The sequence below is a fragment of the Micrococcus sp. genome (assembly GCF_030523875.1).
Lineage (GTDB): Bacteria > Actinomycetota > Actinomycetes > Actinomycetales > Micrococcaceae > Micrococcus.
Window position 1 is genome coordinate 1 of the sequence record NZ_JAUNHR010000046.1, and the last position, 18,291, is coordinate 18,291.

General features: G+C 76.6%; 10 protein-coding genes. 7 read left to right on the forward strand and 3 right to left on the reverse strand.

What is annotated here, in order from left to right:
* Both Q4D18_RS07340 and Q4D18_RS07345 read left to right on the forward strand, forming a co-directional pair.
* On the forward strand, positions 1-2,787 hold a 2,787-nt coding region (locus Q4D18_RS07340; protein WP_303126886.1), incomplete at its 5' end, for a UrvD/REP family ATP-dependent DNA helicase.
* Positions 2,775-6,317, forward strand: a complete 3,543-nt coding sequence (locus tag Q4D18_RS07345; protein WP_303126888.1) for an ATP-dependent DNA helicase — start codon at positions 2,775-2,777, stop codon at positions 6,315-6,317. The genes Q4D18_RS07340 and Q4D18_RS07345, both read left to right, overlap by 13 nt.
* Positions 6,318-6,385: 68 nt before the next feature.
* Here the strand turns inward: Q4D18_RS07345 and Q4D18_RS07350 are convergent, their stop codons facing one another.
* Complete coding sequence (locus Q4D18_RS07350) at positions 6,386-7,492, reverse strand: phosphotransferase (protein WP_303126890.1); 1,107 nt, start codon at positions 7,490-7,492, stop codon at positions 6,386-6,388.
* A gap of 163 nt (positions 7,493-7,655) precedes the next feature.
* Between Q4D18_RS07350 and nudC the strand changes: the two genes are divergently transcribed.
* Positions 7,656-8,660 (forward strand): NAD(+) diphosphatase, encoded by a 1,005-nt coding sequence (gene nudC / locus Q4D18_RS07355; RefSeq protein ID WP_303126892.1) that lies wholly within the window; start codon positions 7,656-7,658, stop codon positions 8,658-8,660.
* A 19-nt stretch (positions 8,661-8,679) separates the two neighbouring features.
* The gene (locus Q4D18_RS07360) at positions 8,680-10,797 is read left to right on the forward strand and encodes an ATP-dependent DNA helicase UvrD2 (protein ID WP_303126894.1); all 2,118 of its coding nucleotides are present in this window, start codon (positions 8,680-8,682) and stop codon (positions 10,795-10,797) included.
* Positions 10,798-10,821: 24 nt separating this feature from the next.
* Here Q4D18_RS07360 and Q4D18_RS07365 read toward each other — a convergent pair whose 3' ends face one another.
* Positions 10,822-11,439, reverse strand: a complete 618-nt coding sequence (locus Q4D18_RS07365) for a dinucleotide-utilizing protein (protein ID WP_303126895.1) — start codon at positions 11,437-11,439, stop codon at positions 10,822-10,824.
* A 225-nt stretch (positions 11,440-11,664) separates the two neighbouring features.
* Between Q4D18_RS07365 and Q4D18_RS07370 the strand changes: the two genes are divergently transcribed.
* On the forward strand, positions 11,665-12,372 hold the full coding sequence (locus tag Q4D18_RS07370; protein ID WP_303126896.1) for a M48 family metallopeptidase: 708 nt from the start codon (positions 11,665-11,667) through the stop codon (positions 12,370-12,372).
* An 8-nt stretch (positions 12,373-12,380) separates the two neighbouring features.
* Here Q4D18_RS07370 and Q4D18_RS07375 read toward each other — a convergent pair whose 3' ends face one another.
* On the reverse strand, positions 12,381-13,808 hold the full coding sequence (locus tag Q4D18_RS07375; protein ID WP_303126898.1) for a zinc-dependent metalloprotease: 1,428 nt from the start codon (positions 13,806-13,808) through the stop codon (positions 12,381-12,383).
* Positions 13,809-14,018: 210 nt separating this feature from the next.
* Here Q4D18_RS07375 and Q4D18_RS07380 point away from each other — a divergent pair, with 210 nt between their 5' ends.
* Positions 14,019-15,089 carry a PDZ domain-containing protein gene (locus Q4D18_RS07380; RefSeq protein WP_303126900.1) on the forward strand — a complete coding sequence of 357 codons (1,071 nt, stop codon included), beginning with the start codon at positions 14,019-14,021 and terminating at the stop codon, positions 15,087-15,089.
* 124 nt (positions 15,090-15,213) lie between these two features.
* A partial coding sequence (locus Q4D18_RS07385; RefSeq protein WP_303126902.1) for a UPF0182 family protein occupies positions 15,214-18,291 on the forward strand: 3,078 nt, incomplete at its 3' end.

Genomic DNA, 18,291 nt, shown 5'->3' on the forward strand with positions numbered 1-18,291 from the left:
GAGCCCGGCCACCTGCAGGAGCTGGGGCGGTGCCACGGCCGGCCCGAGTGGGCGGCGGCCGCCGAGCTCGTGCAGGACTACCGCGACCGCCTGGACCTGGGCATGGCGGAGGCGTTCGACCCCGCGGGCCTGATCTCCGCGGCCGTGCGCCTGCTGACCGAGCGCTTCCCCGAGGACCCCGAGCGGGACGCCGCCGCAGTGGCCTTCGCGGACGCCGAGCGCGCCCGTCTGGCGCTCGTGGTGGTGGACGACCTCCAGGAGGCCACCCCGGCCGTGCACGACCTGCTGCGCCGCCTGGCCCGGGGGACGGACACGCTGCTGACCGCCTCCCCGGACACCGCCGTGGAGGGCTTCCGCGGGGCCCGGCCGGACCTGGTGTCCCGGTACCCGGCTGTGCTGGACCCGGACCCCGTTCCCGGGGCCGCGCGGGGTCCCGCCCCGGACGAGCGCATCCACGTGCTCACCCGGGGGCACCGGATGACGGCCGAGGTCCAGGAGGGCTACCTCCGCCTGGCGCGCCGCGTGCGCCAGCGCACCGTCGGTGTCGAGCGCACCCGCACCGCCACCGTGCCCGCTGGGGACGGGGGCCGGGTGCAGGCCTGCCTCGTGCCCTCCCGCGCCCACGAGGACCAGCTGGTGCTCGAGCGGATCCTGCGCGTGCACCACGAGGAGTCGGTCCCGCTGGACCAGATCCTCGTGGTGGCCCGCTCGGGGGCCCGTGTGGCGGCCACCGCACGGTACCTCGAGGCCGAGGGCGTGCCCGTGGTGCAGGACGCCGCGGGCGCGGTGCTCAAGGACGAGCCCGCCGTCGCGCCGCTGCTGACGCTGCTGCGGGCGGTCTCCGCGCAGGCGGAGGACCCCGAGGACGCCGTCGCCCTGGATCCGGACGAGGCCGTCGCGCTGCTGCGCGGCCGGTACGGGATGGCCACCGCGCTGCACGTGCGCCGCCTGCGTCAGGACCTGCTGGCCGCCGAGCGCGCCCGCGGCGGGGCGCGCCCCTCGGACGAGCTGCTCGTGGCGGCCCTGGGGGATCCCTCCCTGGCGGGCGAGGAGCGGGACCGCCACCGTGCCCTGCGCCGCATCGCCTGGATGCACCGCGCCGGGCTCGCGGCGGCGCGGGAGCCCGGTGCCACGGCCGAGACCGTGCTCTGGGCGGCGTGGGACGCCTCCGGCCGCGCCGACCGCTGGCGCGCCACGGCCCTGGGCCAGGTGGAGGGCGCCGCCACCCGCCGCGAGGCCCGTCAGGCGGACGCGGACCTGGACGCCGTCGTCGCGCTGTTCCGCGTGGCCGAGCGGTTCGTGGACCAGTTCCCCGGCGCGGCCCCGTCGGACTTCGCCGCGTACATGCAGTCCCAGGACCTGCCGATGGACACCCTGGCCCGCCGCGCGGAGGGGGCCGACGCCGTCCACGTGCGCACGCCCGCCGCCGCCGCCGGACGCCAGTGGCACACCGTGATCGTGGTGGGGCTGCAGGAGGGGCAGTGGCCCAACACCACCCTGCGCGGCCAGCTGCTCGGCGCCACGGACCTGGCGGACCTGCTCACCGCGCCCGAGGCCGCCGCCTGGCCCACCGACCACCGCACCCGCCTCGCCGAGGTCCGGCAGGACGAGCTGCGCATGCTCGCTGCCGCGGTGTCCCGGGCGCGGCACCGGGTGGTCGCCACCGCCGTGCGGAACGAGGACGAGTCGCCCTCCGACTTCCTCGACCTGGTGGACCCCGTCGCCGGGCGCCCCCTCACCCCCGTCCCGCCGCCGTTGACCGCCCCGGCCCTCGTGGCCCGGCTGCGGCGCCGGCTCGAGGTCCCCGACGAGCCCGCCGCCCTGGTGGGCCTCGAGGACCCCGCCGCCGCCGCGGGCCTGGCCGCCCTCGCCGCGGACGGGGTGGGCCCCGCCGACCCCGCGCGCTGGTGGGGCCTGGCGGCGCCGTCCACCGACGCCCCGCTGACGGACACGGCCACGGAGGCGGTGCGCCTCTCGCCCTCCCGCGCCCAGACGGCGCTCGAGAACCCCCTGAACTGGCTGCTGTACCACGTGGGCTCCCAGGCCGGCGGGACGCTCGCGCAGTCGGTGGGCACGCTCGTGCACTCCGTGGCCGAGCACCATCCCGAGGGCGAGCCGGAGGCGGTCCGGGCCGAGCTGGAGCGACGCCTGCCTGAGCTGGGCCTGCCCGAGGGCTGGGCCGCCGACGTCGAGCACGCCCGTGCCCGCCGGCTGGTGGAGGCCTACATCGGGTACTGGTCGCAGATGCGGGCGGCCGGCCGCCGCCCGCTGGCCCAGGAGGTCGTGGTCCACGCCTCCCTGCACTGGGACGGCCTGGAGGTGGAAATCTCGGGCGTCATCGACCGCCTCGAGGTGGACGCCGAGGGGCGGCCGTACGTCGTCGACCTCAAGACCGGCCGCCGCGCCCCCACCCAGGAGGAGCTGCTGCGCCTGCCCCAGCTGGCCGCCTACCAGGTGGCCCTGCGCGCGGAAGGGCTCGTCCGGCTCCTCGAGGCCGAGGACACGGACCCCGGCCTGCGGGAGGCCCTCGAGCAGCTGGCCCGGCCGGCCTCCCCGGGCGGGGCGGCGCTCGTGCAGCTCGGGTCCGGGACGAAGCGCACCAAGGTCCAGGAGCAGCCGGCGCTCGCGGACGAGGACACCTGGGCGCTGCAGGACGTGTTCGCCGCCGCCCGCCGCACCGTGGGGCCCCGCTTCCTCGCCGTCCACGACCCCCGGACGCGGTGCGCGCTCCCGTCCGTGTGCCCCCTCTGCTCCGAAGGAAGGCAGGTCACCGAGTGGCATCGCTGAGCTCCGAGGTCCCCGTCCCCGCCCTGCCCGAGGTGGACGCCTCCGCCGTGGACGTGTCCGCTGCCGTGCACGCGCCGGAGGACATCGCCGCGCGCCTGGGCGCGTTCCCGCCCACCCCCGAGCAGGCGGAGGTGATCGCCGCGCCGCTCACCCCGCGGCTCGTGGTCGCCGGCGCGGGCTCCGGCAAGACCGCCACCATGTCCGACCGGGTCGTGTGGCTCGTGGCCAACGGCTTCGTCCGCCCGGACCAGGTGCTCGGGGTGACGTTCACGCGCAAGGCCGCGGGCGAGCTCGCCCACCGCATCAACGCCAAGGTGGATGCGCTCCTGCGCTCGGGGCTGCCGATCCCCGGCTTCGACGGCCAGCCCGAGGACCTCGGGCGCGCGTCGGTGTCCACGTACCACGCGTACGCGCAGGCCCTCGTGCGGGACCACGGCCTGCGGGTGGGCGTCGAGCCGGAGGCCGCCCTGATCGGCGAGGCGGACGCCCACCGGCTCATGGCCCGGGTGGCCGGGTCGCACCCGATCGTGGCCGACCGGCTCGGGGTCAGCCCCGGCACGCTCGTCTCCGCCGCCCTGCGGCTGGCCGGGGACCTCGCCGAGCACCTCGTCGAGCCCGGGCAGGTCCGGAGGTGGCTGCGCGAGCGGATCGCCGTGGGGGAGTCCCTCGAGCTGCCGCCGCGCATGACCGAGCCCAGCGCGGAGATCGACGCGTTCTTCACGGGCCTTCAGGACCGCATCCTCATGGCCGACCTCGTGGAGCGGTACACCGAGGCCAAGGCCGAGCGGGAGGTCATGGACTTCGGCGACCTGCTGCGCCACGCCGCCCGCGTGGCCCGCACCGTCCCCGCCGCGGGCCGGATCGAGCGCGAGCGCTTCCCCGTGGTCCTGCTGGACGAGTTCCAGGACACCTCCTACGCCCAGATGGAGATCTTCGCCGGCCTGTTCGGCCCCGCGGACGCCTCGCCCGACGCCGAGGGGCTGGGCCACTGCGTCACCGCCGTGGGCGACCCGCACCAGTCCATCTACGGCTTCCGCGGCGCCTCCGCCGGCCAGCTGTTCTCCTTCCCGAACGCATTCCCCCGGCAGGGCACGCTCGAGGACGGCCGTCCCGGCCGGGTCAACGCGGACGTCTCCCACCTCACCGTGGCCTGGCGCAACGACGCGGCGATCCTGGCGCTCGCCAACCGTGTGGTGGAGCCGCTCAACGCCCACGCGGCCGAGTCGGGGCGGCCGGTGGAGCTGCGCCCCCTGCGCACCCGCCCCGGGGCGGGGACCGGCGAGGTGCGGGTGGACCGGCATGTGACCGCGGAGGACGAGGCCGAGGCCCTCGTGGCCCGTCTGGCGGAGCTGGGGGAGGACCCCGACGCGGCCGGGCTCAGCCGCGCCGTCCTGTGCCGGGCCCGATCCCAGTTCGGCCCCGTCCTCGACGCCCTCGACGCCGCCGGCCTGCCCTACGAGGTTCTCGGCCTCTCCGGACTGCTCGCGCTGCCCGAGGTCGCGGAGGTGCTGGCGGTCCTGCACGTGCTCGCCGACCCCGGCCGCAACGACCACCTGGTGCGGATGCTCACCGGCCCACGATTCCGGATCGGCGCGGCGGACCTGGAGCTGCTCCACGAGCGCGCCCGCTTCGTCAGCCGCCTGCGCCGCCGGGCCGCCGCGCACCAGCCCCTGCCCGGGCCCTCCGACGCCGCGCTCGCGGACGCGGACCCCGTCAGCGCCGAGGAGGACGCGGACGCCCCCGCCCTGCTCGAGGCGCTCGACGCCCTGCCGGGCCGGGACACCGTGTGGACCGGCTCCCACGGCCGGCCCTTCTCCGCCGAGGGGCTGCGGCGCCTGCGGGAGGCCAACGCCCAGCTGCGCCGCTTGTCCACGCGGGCGGCGCTCGATCCCGCCGTCCTGATCGCCGAGGTGGTCCGGGAGATCGGGCTGGACGTGGAGGTGACGCTGCGCCCCGGGCCCTCGGCCGTATCCGCCCGCCGCCACCTGGACGCGTTCCAGGACGCCGCCCGCGGCTTCGCGGCCGGCGAGGGCGCGGCCTCCGACCTGCCGGCGTTCCTGGCCTGGACCGCGTCCGTGGAGGAGCACGAGAAGGGCCTGGGGATCGAGTCCCCCGACCCGGTGCCCGGCGTCGTCCAGGTGCTCACCGCCCACGCGTCCAAGGGGCTCGAGTGGGACGTCGTCGCGGTGCCGGGCCTGCAGGTCGGCACCTTCCCGTCCACCCGGGCGGACCGCTGGACGGGCGGCGGCACCGGCATGCTGCCCTGGCCCCTGCGCGGCGACCGCGACTCGCTGCCCCAGTGGGAGGCGGACTGGGCGCAGAACCGCCGGGACTGGGTGCAGTCCGCCGGCTCCGGATACAGCAGCAAGGCGGCCATCGAGTCCAACCCCGCGCCCTACCGGGAGGCGGTGGAGGACCACGCGGGACGTGAGGAGCGGCGCCTGGCCTACGTCGCGTTCACCCGCGCCCGCAGCCGCCTCTGGCTGAGCACCTCCCACTGGAAGGGGACGGCCGTGAAGCCCGTGGACCCCTCGCCGTTCCTGGAGGAGGCCGCGGCCCTGGCGGACGCGGTGCCGGGCGTCGTGCTCGGCCACGCCCCGGCGGCGGAGGAGCTGGGCGAGGCCAACCCCGTGGCCGGCCGCACCCTCGCCGCGTGGTGGCCCTTCGACCCCCTCGACGGTCCCGAGGTCGTGGAGGTGGACCCCGAGGACCCGGAGGACGAGGAGGCGTGGCGGCCCGTGCCCGCCCGCACCCGGCCCCGCCGCGCCCGCGTGGAGTCGGCCGCCCGCCAGGTGCGCACGGCGGACCCCGCCGCGCTGGCCGAGGACCCCGACCTGGCCCGCGAGGTGGACTGGGTGCTCCTGCGCCGCCGGGACGTGGCCGGCAGCGGCCCCGGGGTCGCCCTGCCCGAGCACCTGTCCGTGTCCCTGTACGGGGAGCTCGCGGCGGACCCGCAGGCCGTGGCCGACCAGCTGCGCCGGCCCATGCCGCGGCCCCCGGCGCACGCCGCGCGCCGCGGCACCGCCTTCCACGCGTGGCTCGAGGAGCGCTTCGACGCCACGGGCCTGCTGGACGTCGACGATCCCGACGACGCCGCGGACCGCTGGGTGGACGACGCCCTGGACCTGGGCGGGATGCAGGAGTGGTTCCTGGCCTCCCGGTGGGCGGACCGCGCGCCCGCGTTCGTGGAGACCGCGGTGGAGACCACCGTCGCGGGCATCACCCTGCGTGGGCGCATCGACGCCGTCTTCCGCTCCGGCGCCCGGGACGGGATGCCGTTCGACCCCGAGGCGCGGTGGGAGCTCGTGGACTGGAAGACCGGCCGGGTGCCGCGCGGGCGGGAGCTGGAGCGCAAGGCGCTGCAGCTGGCCGTGTACCGGCTGGCCTGGTCCCGGCTGCACGGGATCCCGCTCGATCGGATCACCGCGAGCTTCGTCTATGTGGCCGAGGGGCAGGAGCGCACCTTCGACGACCTGCCGGGGGAGGAGGAGCTCGAGGCGATCGTCGCCGACGCCCTCGCCCGCGAGTGAGCGCGGGGGCAGGGGGCGGGCTCCGGCACGTCGCCGATCGGCGTCGCTCCCTCCGCCCCCGGACCGGGTCAGTCCCGGGGGCGGACCACGGTGAGTGTCGTCGTCTCCCGGCCGTCCTCCGGGTCGTCGTCGTCCGGGTCCTGCACGTCCGTCTCGACAACGTCGCGGTCGACGTCCTGCCAGTCGTCGTCCCAGCCGTCGTCGTCGGGGTCCACGCCGGTCCGCAGCGCGCTCGGCGCGGGGGACTCGGCCGCCCGCACGGCGTCGGCGAGCTCGGCGAGCAGGCCCTGCGCGTCGGCCACCATGTCCGCATCCCCCCGCTCCACCCCGCGCAGCAGCCACTGGCCGATCGCGAACTCCGCGAGCAGGGAGGCCCGGCGCAGCAGGTGGGCGTCGCCGTCGTCGGCGGCACCCTCCGCCACGCGGCGGGCGAGGTAGGCGTCCAGCACCCGCTCCGGGAAGTCGGGGTCCTCGGCGGCGGCGAGCCAGGCGAAGTCCGTGGCCGGGTCGCCGACGTGCAGGTCGGTCCAGACGGCCACGCCCACCACGCGGCCGCGCTCCACCAGGAGCGAGTCCTCGTGGAGGTCGCCGTGGACGGGCACCGGGGTGAACTCCCACAGCCCGTCCTCCTCGAGCGCCTCCTCCCAGCGGCGCAAAAGCACCGGCGGCACCTTGCCCGTGGCGGCGGCCGCGTCCAGGCCGGACAGGTGCCGCTCGCGCACGTGGTCCGCCGTGTACACGGGCAGGTCCGCCTGCTCCACCACGGTCATCGGCAGCGTGTGGATCGCCGCAAGGATGCGGCCGAGGTCCTGCACGGCCGGCTCGCCGAGGCCCACGATCTCCTCGAGCGGCACGGGGGAGCCCGGCAGGTCCTGGTGGACGAAGGTGCGCAGCCCGTCCACCCGCACGGCGCCCGCCACGGACGGCACGCGGAACGGCAGCCCGGCGCGCAGGTGGGCGTCGAACCCGGCCAGCACCTGCACCTCGGTCTCCAGGCGGATCCCGGCCTCGGCCGTGCGCGGGGAGCGCACGCGCCAGCGCTCGCCGGCCGTGTCCACCACGACGGCGGTGGCGAAGTCGGCCGTGTCGTCCGGGCTGGGCTCCACGGCGGCGGGAGACAGTCCGGGCACGGCGGCGGCGGCGAGGGCGGCGAGGTGGAGGGGCTGACGGTGCACGGTCCCACCCTAGGCGTCGAACCCCGCGGACGCCCGGGGGCTCACCGACGCGTCCGGCCCTGCGGGCCCAGGGGTTCCCGGCCGTGACCGCGTCGGTGGGCGCGCCGACGCCCACGGCGGACGCCCCTGCCGCGCGTCCGCCGATGCGCCTAGCGTGGGGGGCGTGCCCGACCAGCCCCGCCCCGAGCCCCACCCTGACCCGCGCGCCGCCTCCGACGCCGTCCCCGCGGCCCCGCTGCCGCTGCCGCTCGCCCGGGAGGCCGTGGACCGCGCGGGCCTGGAGCGCGAGGCGCCCGACCTGCTGGCGCGCCTGTGGGCGGAGACGGGCACCGGCGTGCTGCACCTGCGCGGCGGTCGTGCCCCCGTCCGGGACGGCGCCCTGGTGACCGTGCCCCCGTCCGGGGCCCTGCCGTCCGGGGCGGTCTTCCTCGGCCGGCGTCAGGCCCCCGACGCCGGCGCGGCGGTCGTGCTCGTGGCGCACGAGGACGGCGCAGGTCCCGACGACGCCTCCGCCCCGGACGGCGGGCTCGCCGACGCGGCCTGGGTGGGCCTGCGAGACGTGGCCGCGGGCCTGTCCGACGCGGACGCCGGGCTCTTCACGGCCGCGGTCTCCGTCACCCACTGGCACGCCTCCCACGGGTTCTGCCCCCGCTGCGGCGGGCCCACCGCGGTGGAGTCCGCCGGCTGGGTGCGCCGCTGCACCGCGTGCTCGGCGCAGCACTTCCCCCGCACGGACCCGGCCGTGATCATGGCCGTCACGGACGACGACGACCGCCTCCTCCTCGGCTCCAACGCGGCCTGGCCCGCGGGCCGGCACTCATGCCTGGCCGGGTTCGTGGAGCCTGGGGAGTCCCTCGAGCACGCGGTGGTCCGGGAGGTCGGCGAGGAGGCGGGCATCGCCGTCGTCGACCCGGTGTACCGGGGCTCCCAGCCGTGGCCGTTCCCGCGCTCGCTCATGGTGGGCTTCCGCGCCCGCGCCCCGCGGGGGCAGGCGGAGCGGGCCGACGGCGTCGAGATCCGCTCGCTGCGCTGGTTCAGCCGGGCGGAGCTGGTGGCCGCCGTCCGGGAGGGGGAGGTGACCCTGCCGGGCGCCGTGTCCATCGCGCGGGCGCTGATCGAGGATTGGTACGGTGGGACGCTGCCGGATGAGACCACGCTGATCTCGTGAGAGGAGGGGTGCACGCCCCATGAGCACTCCGGACGAGATCCTCCGCGGACTCGACGCCGAACAGCGTCAGGCCGCCACCGCCCTGCACGGGCCGGTCTGCATCCTCGCGGGCGCCGGCACCGGCAAGACCCGCGCCATCACCCACCGGATCGCCTACGGGGTGGCCTCGGGCGTGTTCGACCCGCACCGCACGCTCGCCCTGACCTTCACCGCGCGCGCGGCCGCGGAGATGCGCACCCGCCTGCGGGACCTCGGCGTGGACGGCGTGCAGGCGCGCACGTTCCACTCCGCCGCCCTGCGCCAGCTGCAGTACTTCTGGCCGCAGGCCGTCGGCGGGCCCATGCCATCGCTGATCGAGAACAAGGTCCGCCTGCTCACCGAGGTGGCCCAGCGCATGCGCATGACCGTGGACCGGGCCGGCCTGCGCGACCTCGCCGGGGAGATCGAGTGGGCCAAGGTGTCGCTCCACGCGCCCGAGGGCTACGCCGAGGCCGCCGCCGAGCGGGAGATGCCCGTCGGCTGGACCGCCACCACCGTCGCCCGCCTCTACGCGGGCTACGAGGAGGCCAAGACGGCGCGCAACATGATCGACTTCGAGGACGTCCTGCTGATCCTCGTGGGCGTGCTGACCTCGGAGCCGCGGATCGCCGCGACCGTGCGGGACCAGTACCGCGTGTTCGTGGTGGACGAGTACCAGGACGTCTCCCCGCTGCAGCACCGCCTGCTGGACCTGTGGCTGGGCGACCGCGCCGACCTGTGCGTGGTGGGCGACTCATCGCAGACCATCTACTCCTTCACGGGCGCCACCTCCCGGTTCCTCACGGGCTTCCGCGAGCGCCACCCGGAGGCCACCGTGGTCAGGCTGGTCCGGGACTACCGCTCGAGCCCGCAGATCGTGGAGGCCGCCAACCGGCTGCTCTCCGACCGCACGCAGGCGGGCCTGCGGGACCGGACCCTGCCGCACTGGCCGGAGCCGCTGCAGCTGACCTCGCAGCGCCCGTCCGGGCCGGACGTGGTGTTCGGGGAGTGCCAGGACGACGAGGCCGAGGCCGGCTGGGTGGCGCAGCGGATCGGCGAGCTCGTGGCCGAGGGGGTGGAGCCCGCGGAGATCGCCGTGCTGTTCCGCACCAACGGCCAGTCGGAGGCCTTCGAGACGGCCCTGTCCGCCGCGGGGATCGGCTACCAGCTGCGCGGCGGCGAGCGGTTCTTCTCCCGCCGCGAGGTGCGCGACGGCATCCTGCAGCTGCGCGCCGCCGCCCGTGCGGCCCAGGACCTGACCGGCGAGGAGGTCGTCCAGCGCGCGCGGGACGTGCTCTCCTCCCTGGGCTACGCGGCCGAGCCGCCGTCGGCGTCGGGGGCGGCGCGGGAGCGGTGGGAGTCCCTGCACGCGCTCGTGAACCTCGCGGACCAGCTGGCCGGCACGCGGGAGGACTTCACGCTCACGGACCTCGTGGCCGAGCTGGACGAGCGCGCGCAGGCCCAGCACGCCCCCACCGTGCAGGGCGTCACCCTGGCCTCCCTGCACTCGGCCAAGGGCCTGGAGTGGGACGCGGTGTTCCTCGTGGGCCTGTCCGAGGGGCTCATGCCCATCTCCTTCGCCGACACCCCCGCGGAGGTGGACGAGGAGCGGCGCCTGCTCTACGTGGGCATCACCCGCGCCCGGCAGCACCTGCACCTGACCTGGACACTGGCCCGTGCCGGCGGCGGACGGGCGCACCGCCGCCCCTCACGCTTCCTCCGCGCCATCGACCCCACCCTCGGCGGCACCCGCGAGCACGCCCCCACGACGACGCCGGCCGCCCGCCGGCCGCGGCGCGGGGCCACGGTGGCCACGTGCCGCTCGTGCGGCAAGGCTCTCGAGACGGGGGCCGAGCGCAAGGTGGGCCGGTGCGTGGACTGCCCCGCGCAGTACGACGAGGCCGTGCTGGACTCCCTCAAGGACTGGCGCAGCACCACGGCGAAGGCCGAGAAGGTGCCGGCGTTCGTGATCTTCACGGACGCCACCCTCGAGGTCATCGCCGAGACCATGCCCGCCACCCCGCTCGAGCTGATCAAGGTCAAGGGTGTCGGCAAGACCAAGCTGGACCGCTACGGACCCGAGGTGCTCGAGCTGCTGCACGGCACCCCCACGGCCTGAGCGCCCGCCGCCCCACCCTCCGCCTCACCCGGCGGCCGGCCACGGCAGCGCCTCCACCCCGCACGCGCACCCCTGTCGAGGGGCCACCGCCCGCCGGGTGAGGCGCCCGGCGGCGTCCACCGTCAGGACCGCCCCGTGGGCGTCCTGGAGGCCGCGGAGCACGTCCGCCACGAGCACCGCCGCCCGCAGCGCGGCCACGGGGTCGGCCGACGCCGTGGCCGCGTCCGCCGAGGCGCCCGCGTCGACGGCCGGGGGCTCGCACAGCACGCACCCCGGCACCGGCACGCCCGTCCACGGACCCACCCGGACCCCGTCCGCCTCGAGGCGGACGGGCAGCAGCGGGTGGTCGGCGGCGCGGGCGCGCGCGGCGAGCCCGGCCAGGTCCGGCACGTCCACCGCCACGGTCGCCTCGCCCAACGGCGTGGGCCGGCCGGCCCGGTCCGCGTAGACGTGCAGGCCCGGCCACAGCTGGCCCAGCCGCGCCTCGAGGGCCCGTGCCCGCTCCCGTCCCAGGTCCGCCGCCAGCAGCCCGGTGCCCAGGTCCCGCGCGGTCACCGGCGCGGGGTCCCACAGGGCCAGGGCGTCGACCCCGGCCGCCGCCAGCCCGGCCACCGCCGCCCCCGCGCGTCCCAGCCCGGCCACCTGGAGCCGCCGCGGCCACGGACCCGGCCGCCCCGGCGTCGTCGTGTCCGTCCCCGTCGACCCCGCCTCCATCATCTGCGTCCCCTCCGTGCTCGTCGGTCCGCGCCCGCCGGCGCGCGGGGCCGTGCGCCCCGGCCCACGGTCACACGACCGCGGCCGGGGCGGGGGCGCCGTCCACAGCCCCCGCGGATCCGGCCGGTCCGGCGCGTCCGGGACAATGGCCGGATGGCCCCCACGCGCACCGTCCTCGACCTCGACTGGGAGGGCACGCCCGTGCGGCTCGTGCGCTCCGCCCGCCGGACGCGGACGGTCTCCGCGGTGTGGCGGGACGGCCGCCTGCAGGTCAGCGTCCCCGCGCGCCTGTCCCGGGCGGAGGAGCGGCGGTGGATCGCCCGCATGGTCCAGCGGGCCCCGGCCGCCCCGGACGCGACGTCGCCCGACGGCGAGCCCGCCCCGGTCGGGGGAGGAACCGGCCCCGGCGGTCCGTCCGCGCCCCGGGGCGGGGCCGATCCGGCGCTGGCGGCACGGGCCGAGCGCCTCGCGGCCGCGCACCTGGACGCCACCGTCCCCGGCGGGCGGCTGCCGCGCCCGGCCTCCGTCACGTGGTCCGCGCGTCAGCGCCACCGGTGGGGGTCCTGCACGCCCGCCCGCGGCACGATCCGGCTCTCCGCGCAGCTGCGGGGCATGCCGGACTGGGTGGTGGACGCCGTCCTGGGCCATGAGCTGGCGCACCTCGTGGAGTCCGGCCACGGGCCCCGCTTCCAGGCGCTCGTGGACCGGCTGCCCCGCTACCGCGAGGCCATGGCGTTCCTGGCCGGCGTCACCCACGCCACCTCTCGGGGCCTGACCGCCGCGCCGGACCCCGCAGACGGCGACGTCGCCGCCCCCGCCGGCGGGTGGCCGGACGGGGACGACGACGTCGTCGCGGGGTGAGAGGGGGCTCAGGACTCCTGGGGCGCGTCCCCGTAGCCGCCGTCGAGCAGGCGGCGCAGCTCGTCGTCGAGGGCGTCCGTGGAGGCCTCGGCGGCGGAGCGGCGGGCGGCGTAGCCCGAGGGGTCGTCCAGGTCCTCGGCGGTGGGCTGGCGCTCGGGGGAGGACCAGATCTCCTCGCGGTACGCCGTGCCGTGCTCGGCGGTGACGTGCTCCCAGAAGGCGGCGGCCTCGCGCAGCCGGCGGGGGCGCAGCTCGAGGCCCACGAGGGCGGCGAAGGCCTCCTCGGCGGGGCCGCCCGAGGCGCGGCGGCGGTTGATGGTCTCGCGCAGGGCCGCGGCGGACTCCAGCGGCTTCGCCGCCTCGGCCACCACGACGTCGACCCAGCCCTCCACGAGCGCGATCAGCAGCTCGAGCTGGTCCAGGGCGGCGCGCTGGGTGGCGTCCGGCTCGGCGATGAAGGAGGAGCCGTCGAACACGGCCTGCATGGACTCCGGGTCCATGGGGTCCACGGACGCAGCGGCGCGCTCGATGCCCTCGGTGTCCAGGCGGATGCCCGCGGCGTACTGCTCGATCGCGGCGAACAGGTCCCGCTCGAGCCACGGCGAGTGCAGGAACAGGCGCAGCCGGGCGACCTCGCGCAGGGCGAGGTAGAGGCGCAGCTGGTCGTCCGGGACCGAGAGCCCGTCCCCGAACTCCTCCACGTTCACCGGGATCATGGCCGGGCGGTGGCCGGCCATCGGCAGGCCGATGTCCGTGCCGGAGAGCACCTCCTTGCCCAGGGTGCCGACGGCGCCGCCGAGCTGCAGCCCGAACAGGGTGCCGCCCATGTTCTGGAGCATCGGCTGCAGGCCGCCGAGCAGGGAGGCGTCCATGCCCTCGGGGAGCTGGCCGGGCAGCTGCTGCTCGATCGCGGCGGACATCGCCCGGGACAGGGACGTGGCCACGGGCTCGGTCACGCGGCGCCAGGCGTCGGCGGTGGCCTCCACCCACTCGGCGCGGGACCACGCCTGGCCCACGGCGCCGGTGGACTCGGTCTCGGTGACGCCGTCGAGCCACAGCTCGGCCAGGCGCAGGGCCTCGTCCACCTCCCTGCGGGCGAACGAGCCGACCGAGGGGTCCTCGCCGGCCACGGCCTGGCGGGCGGCCTGCTTGGCCAGGGTCCAGTTCACGGGGCCGTCGGAGCCGGGGCCGGGGTTCATCATGGCCTGGAACTGGGCCATGGCCTGCTGCATCATCGCCGGGTCCAGGCGGGAGGGGTCGAAGCCCATCCCCGCCATGCCGGGCATGCCGCCCATCCCCCCGGGGGCGCCCATGCCCTCCATGGCCTTGCGGATCTCGTCCGCGTCCGGGGCCTGCCCGCCGAACATCTGGCGGAGCATCTCCTCGAGCGGGTCGCGGCCGTCGTCGGGACCGTTGGTGCGCGGGTCGTCAGTCATGCGCCCCAGCGTATCGGCGCACGGGCGGGGCCGCGCGGGTCGGGCGTCCCGCGCGCGGGCCGGGTTCGCCCTCGGCGCACGGCCGACCCTCCCCGCCCGCGCCGGGAGCGCCCCCGCTAGACTGGGTCGACCCGCCGCGCCCGTGCTCTCGCGCCCGCGCGCCGCGGGCACGGCCCCGGACCAGGACCACAGCAGGAAAGTCGGTGTCGCGTGCGCGCAGTGCCCCGTGTGTCCCAGCGCCGCACGAGCGTGCCCGTCTCCGGATGGCTCGCCGCCGGCTCCGCCGCCGCGGCCCTGCTGCTGCCCACCCCCTACATCCTCGAGGGCCCCGGCCCGGCGATCGACGTCCTCGGCGAGCACGACGGCCGCCCGGTGATCTCCGTCGAGGGCGGCGCCGAGGACTCCGGCGAGGGGCGCCTGGACATGACCACCGTGCTCGTCTCCGGCCCGCCCGGCGGGACCACCACCGCGACCGAGCTGGTCGCCGCGCTCGTCGACCCGACCACGGACGCGGTGCCCCGCGAGCTCGTGCACCCCACCGGGGTCAGCGCGGAGGAGGTCGGCCGGGCCAACGAGGCCGCCATGACCGGGTCCCAGGACGTCGCCACCGTGGCGGCGCTGCGCTCGCTCGGCCGGGACGTGCCCGGCGAGCTGACGGTCCAGGGGCTCACCCCGGACAGCCCCGCGGCCGGGGTCCTGCGCGAGGGCGACGTCGTGCTGCGCGCGGGCGGCGAGCCGGTGCAGGACGTCGAGGACGTGCGCTCCGCCGTCGAGGCCGCCGCCCCCGGGCCGGTCACCGTGACCGTGCGCCGCGACGGCGCCGAGACCGACGTCGCGGTGCCCGTGGCCTCCGCTCCGCCCGGCTCGGAGCGCCCGTGGCAGATCGGCGTGCTGATGGACGAGCGGTTCGAGGTGCCCGTGGAGGTGGACTTCGCCCTCGAGGACGTGGGCGGGCCGTCGGCCGGCACGGTGTTCGCGCTCGCCGTGATCGAGCGGCTCACCCCCGGCGCCCTCACCGGCGGCGCGCACGTGGCCGTGACCGGCACCGTCACGGCCGACGGGCGGGTGGGCGCGATCGGCGGCATCGCCCAGAAGGTGCGCGGGGCGGCCGACGCCGGCGCCACCGCCTTCCTGGCCCCCGCGGAGAACTGCGCCGAGCTCGCCGGCCGCGTGCCGGAGGGCATCGACGTGTACGCGGTGGACACCCTCGACACCGCCCGCCGCGCCCTCGAGGAGCTCGGGCGAGGACAGACCCCCGACGGCGTGCCGCCGTGCGGATGAGGCCGGCCCGCCCTCGCGGCCCGGCCCGGCAGACCCAGCGGTCCGTGACCCCACGGACCCCCGACGCGGAGACCATCCGGCTCCGCACCGCACCCCCGTCCGCGGGGGAGAACGAGGAGACACAGTGAGCTTCGGACAGACGGGCGGTCCCTTCGGGGGGCCGCCACGAGACCAGGGCCCCGGCGGCCCGTTCGGCGGGTTCGGCCCCTGGGGCGGAGCCCCGGACGGCGGGGACGGCGCCTCCGGCGGCGGCGCGGGCGGCGGGTCCTCCGCGGCGCGCACCGCCCCGCGCGGACCGGGCCGGCCCAGCGCCCTGCTGCTCACCGTGATCTCGGTGGCGGTGCTGACGGCGCTGTTCGTGCTGTTCACCCGCGTGTACACCGAGGTCCTCTGGTTCGACCAGCTCGGCTTCACCGAGGTGTTCTGGACCGAGGTCCTCACCAAGGCGGCGCTGTTCCTGGCGGCCGGCGCCCTCATGGCGCTGGCCGTGTGGCTGGCCATCCGCCTGGCGTGGCGGCACCGCTCCCACGAGGCCGGACCCGACGCGCGGGACTCCCTGAGCCGCGCCCAGCGCCAGCTCGAGCCGATGCGCCGCCTCGTGTTCGTGGCCGCCCCGATCGTGCTGGGCCTGTTCGCCGGCTCCGCCGCCATGAACGGCTGGCAGACCGTGCAGCTGTTCCTGCACCAGGTCCCGTACGGGCGCACGGACCCCGAGTTCGGCCTGGACCTGATGTTCTTCATGGCCACGCTGCCGTTCCTCACCATGGTGGTCGGCTACCTGATCTCCGTGGTCCTCATCGCGGGCCTGGCGGGCCTGGCGGTGCACTACCTCTACGGCTCGGTGGGCGTGCGGGAGGACGGCAGGCTGCACGTCTCCCGTGCCGCACGCATCCACGTGGCCGTGACCGTGGGCCTGTTCCTGCTGCTCCAGGCGGTCACCTTCTGGCTCAACCGGTACCGCACCCTGCAGTCGCAGTCCGGCGGCTGGGCCGGCGCCATGTACACGGACGTCAACGCGGTGATCCCCACGTCGGCGATCCTCGCCGTGACGGCGGCGCTCGTGGCCGCCCTGTTCGTGTGGGCCGCCTTCACCGGCCGCTTCCGGCTGCCCCTGGTGGGCACCGCGGTGCTGGTCATCACGGCCCTCGTGGTCGGCGCCGCGTACCCGTACATCGTGCAGCAGTACCAGGTGAAGCCCTCCGAGCGGACCCTGGAGTCCGAGTACATCGCCCGCAACATCGAGATGACCCGGGAGGCCTACGGCCTGGACGCCGTCCAGGTGTCCAACTACGAGGGCGTCACGGAGACCGAGGCCGGCGCCCTGGCGGGCGAGGAGGCGAACACGGCCAACGTGCGCCTCATGGACCCCAACCTCATCTCCCAGACCTTCGGCCAGCTCCAGCAGTTCCGCCCCTACTACGCCTTTCCCGGCACCCTGCACGTGGACCGCTACGAGGTGGACGGCCAGACCCGGGACACCATCCTGGCTGCCCGCGACGTGAACGTGGACGACTCCCAGTCCTGGGTCAACCGCCACACCATCTACACGCACGGCTACGGCATGGTGGTGGCGGACGCCTCCGAGGTCGCCGCGGGCGGGCGCCCGCAGTGGCTGCTCTCCGAGATCCCGACGCGCGGGCCCCTGGCCTCGGACGCGGACTACGAGCCGCGCATCTACTTCGGCCAGAACTCGCCGTCCTACTCCGTGGTGGGCGCGCCCGAGGGCGCCCCGCCGGTGGAGCGCGACCGCCCGCAGACCGCGGACTCCGAAGACGACACGGCGTACACGTTCCAGGGCGACGGCGGCCCCTCCGTGGGCGGCCTGTTCAACCGGCTGGCGTACGCGGTGAAGTTCGGCGCCCCGGAGCTCGTGCTGTCCTCGGACGTGAACGCCGAGTCGCAGATCCTCTACGACCGCGACCCCATGGAGCGCGTGCGCAAGGTGGCCCCGTACCTGACGGTGGACACCTCGGCCTACCCGGCCATCGTGGACGGCCGCGTGAAGTGGATCGTGGACGCCTACACCACCTCGGACCAGTTCCCGTACTCCACGGCCGAGCAGCTCGGCGAGGCCACCCTGGACGCGCTGAGCCAGGGGCCGGACGCCGCGCTGCAGGGCCGGGTGAACTACATCCGCAACTCCGTGAAGGCGACCGTGGACGCCTACGACGGCTCCGTGGACCTGTACGCGTGGGACACCGAGGACCCGCTGCTGAAGGCGTGGCAGGAGGTCTACCCGAGCTCCCTGAGGCCGTACTCGGAGATGAGCGCCGCGCTCATGGACCACGTCCGCTACCCCGAGGACATGTTCAAGGTGCAGCGGGAGCTGCTGGGCCGGTACCACGTGACCGACCCGGACGACTTCTACGAGAACAACGACGCGTGGTCCGTTCCCTCGGACCCCACGCGCGACGACGACGTCAAGCAGCCCCCGTACTACATGACCCTGCGCATGCCCGGCCAGGAGGAGCCCGCCTTCTCCCTGACCAGCAGCTACATCCCGCAGATCACGCAGAACGCCCAGCAGCGCAACGTGCTCTACGGCTTCCTGTCCGCCGCCGGCGACGCCGGCACGGGCGAGGACGGCGTGAAGGCCGAGGACTACGGCACACTCCGGCTGCTCGAGCTGCCGCGGTCCACCACGGTGCCCGGCCCCGGCCAGGCGCAGGCGAACTTCGACTCGAACGCCACCGTCTCGCAGGAGCTGAACCTGCTGCGCCAGGGCGCCTCCGAGGTGCTCAACGGCAACATGATCACCCTGCCCGTGGCGGGCGGCATCCTCTACGTGCAGCCGGTGTACGTCCGCTCCTCGGGCGGCACCACCTACCCGACGCTGCGCAAGGTCCTCGTGTCCTTCGGCGACAAGGTCGGCTTCGCCGACACCCTGCAGGGCGCCCTGGACCAGGTCTTCGACGGCGACTCGGGCGCCGTGACCCCGGAGGAGGGCCAGGCCGGGGAGGGCGGCGAGCCCGCGGAGCAGCCGCCGGGCACCGCCGAGCAGGAGCTGCGCGCCGCGCTCCAGGAGGCGCAGGACGCCCTCACCCAGGGCCAGGAGCGCCTGGCCGAGGGCGACTGGGCCGGCTACGGCGAGCAGCAGGACCGCCTCAACGAGGCCCTGCGCCGCGCCACGGCCGCGGACGACGCGGTGAACGGCGAGGCCGGTGCACCGGCTCCCGCCTCCGCGGAGGGCGCTCCGGCGCCG

Bases quoted from the DNA above. Each gene is read 5' to 3' on its own strand.
- Q4D18_RS07370 (WP_303126896.1), top strand. From the start codon at position 11,665: ATGGCCCCCACGCGCACCGTCCTCGACCTCGACTGGGAGGGCACGCCC.
- Q4D18_RS07375 (WP_303126898.1), bottom strand. From the start codon at position 13,808: ATGACTGACGACCCGCGCACCAACGGTCCCGACGACGGCCGCGACCCG.
- Q4D18_RS07360 (WP_303126894.1), top strand. From the start codon at position 8,680: ATGAGCACTCCGGACGAGATCCTCCGCGGACTCGACGCCGAACAGCGT.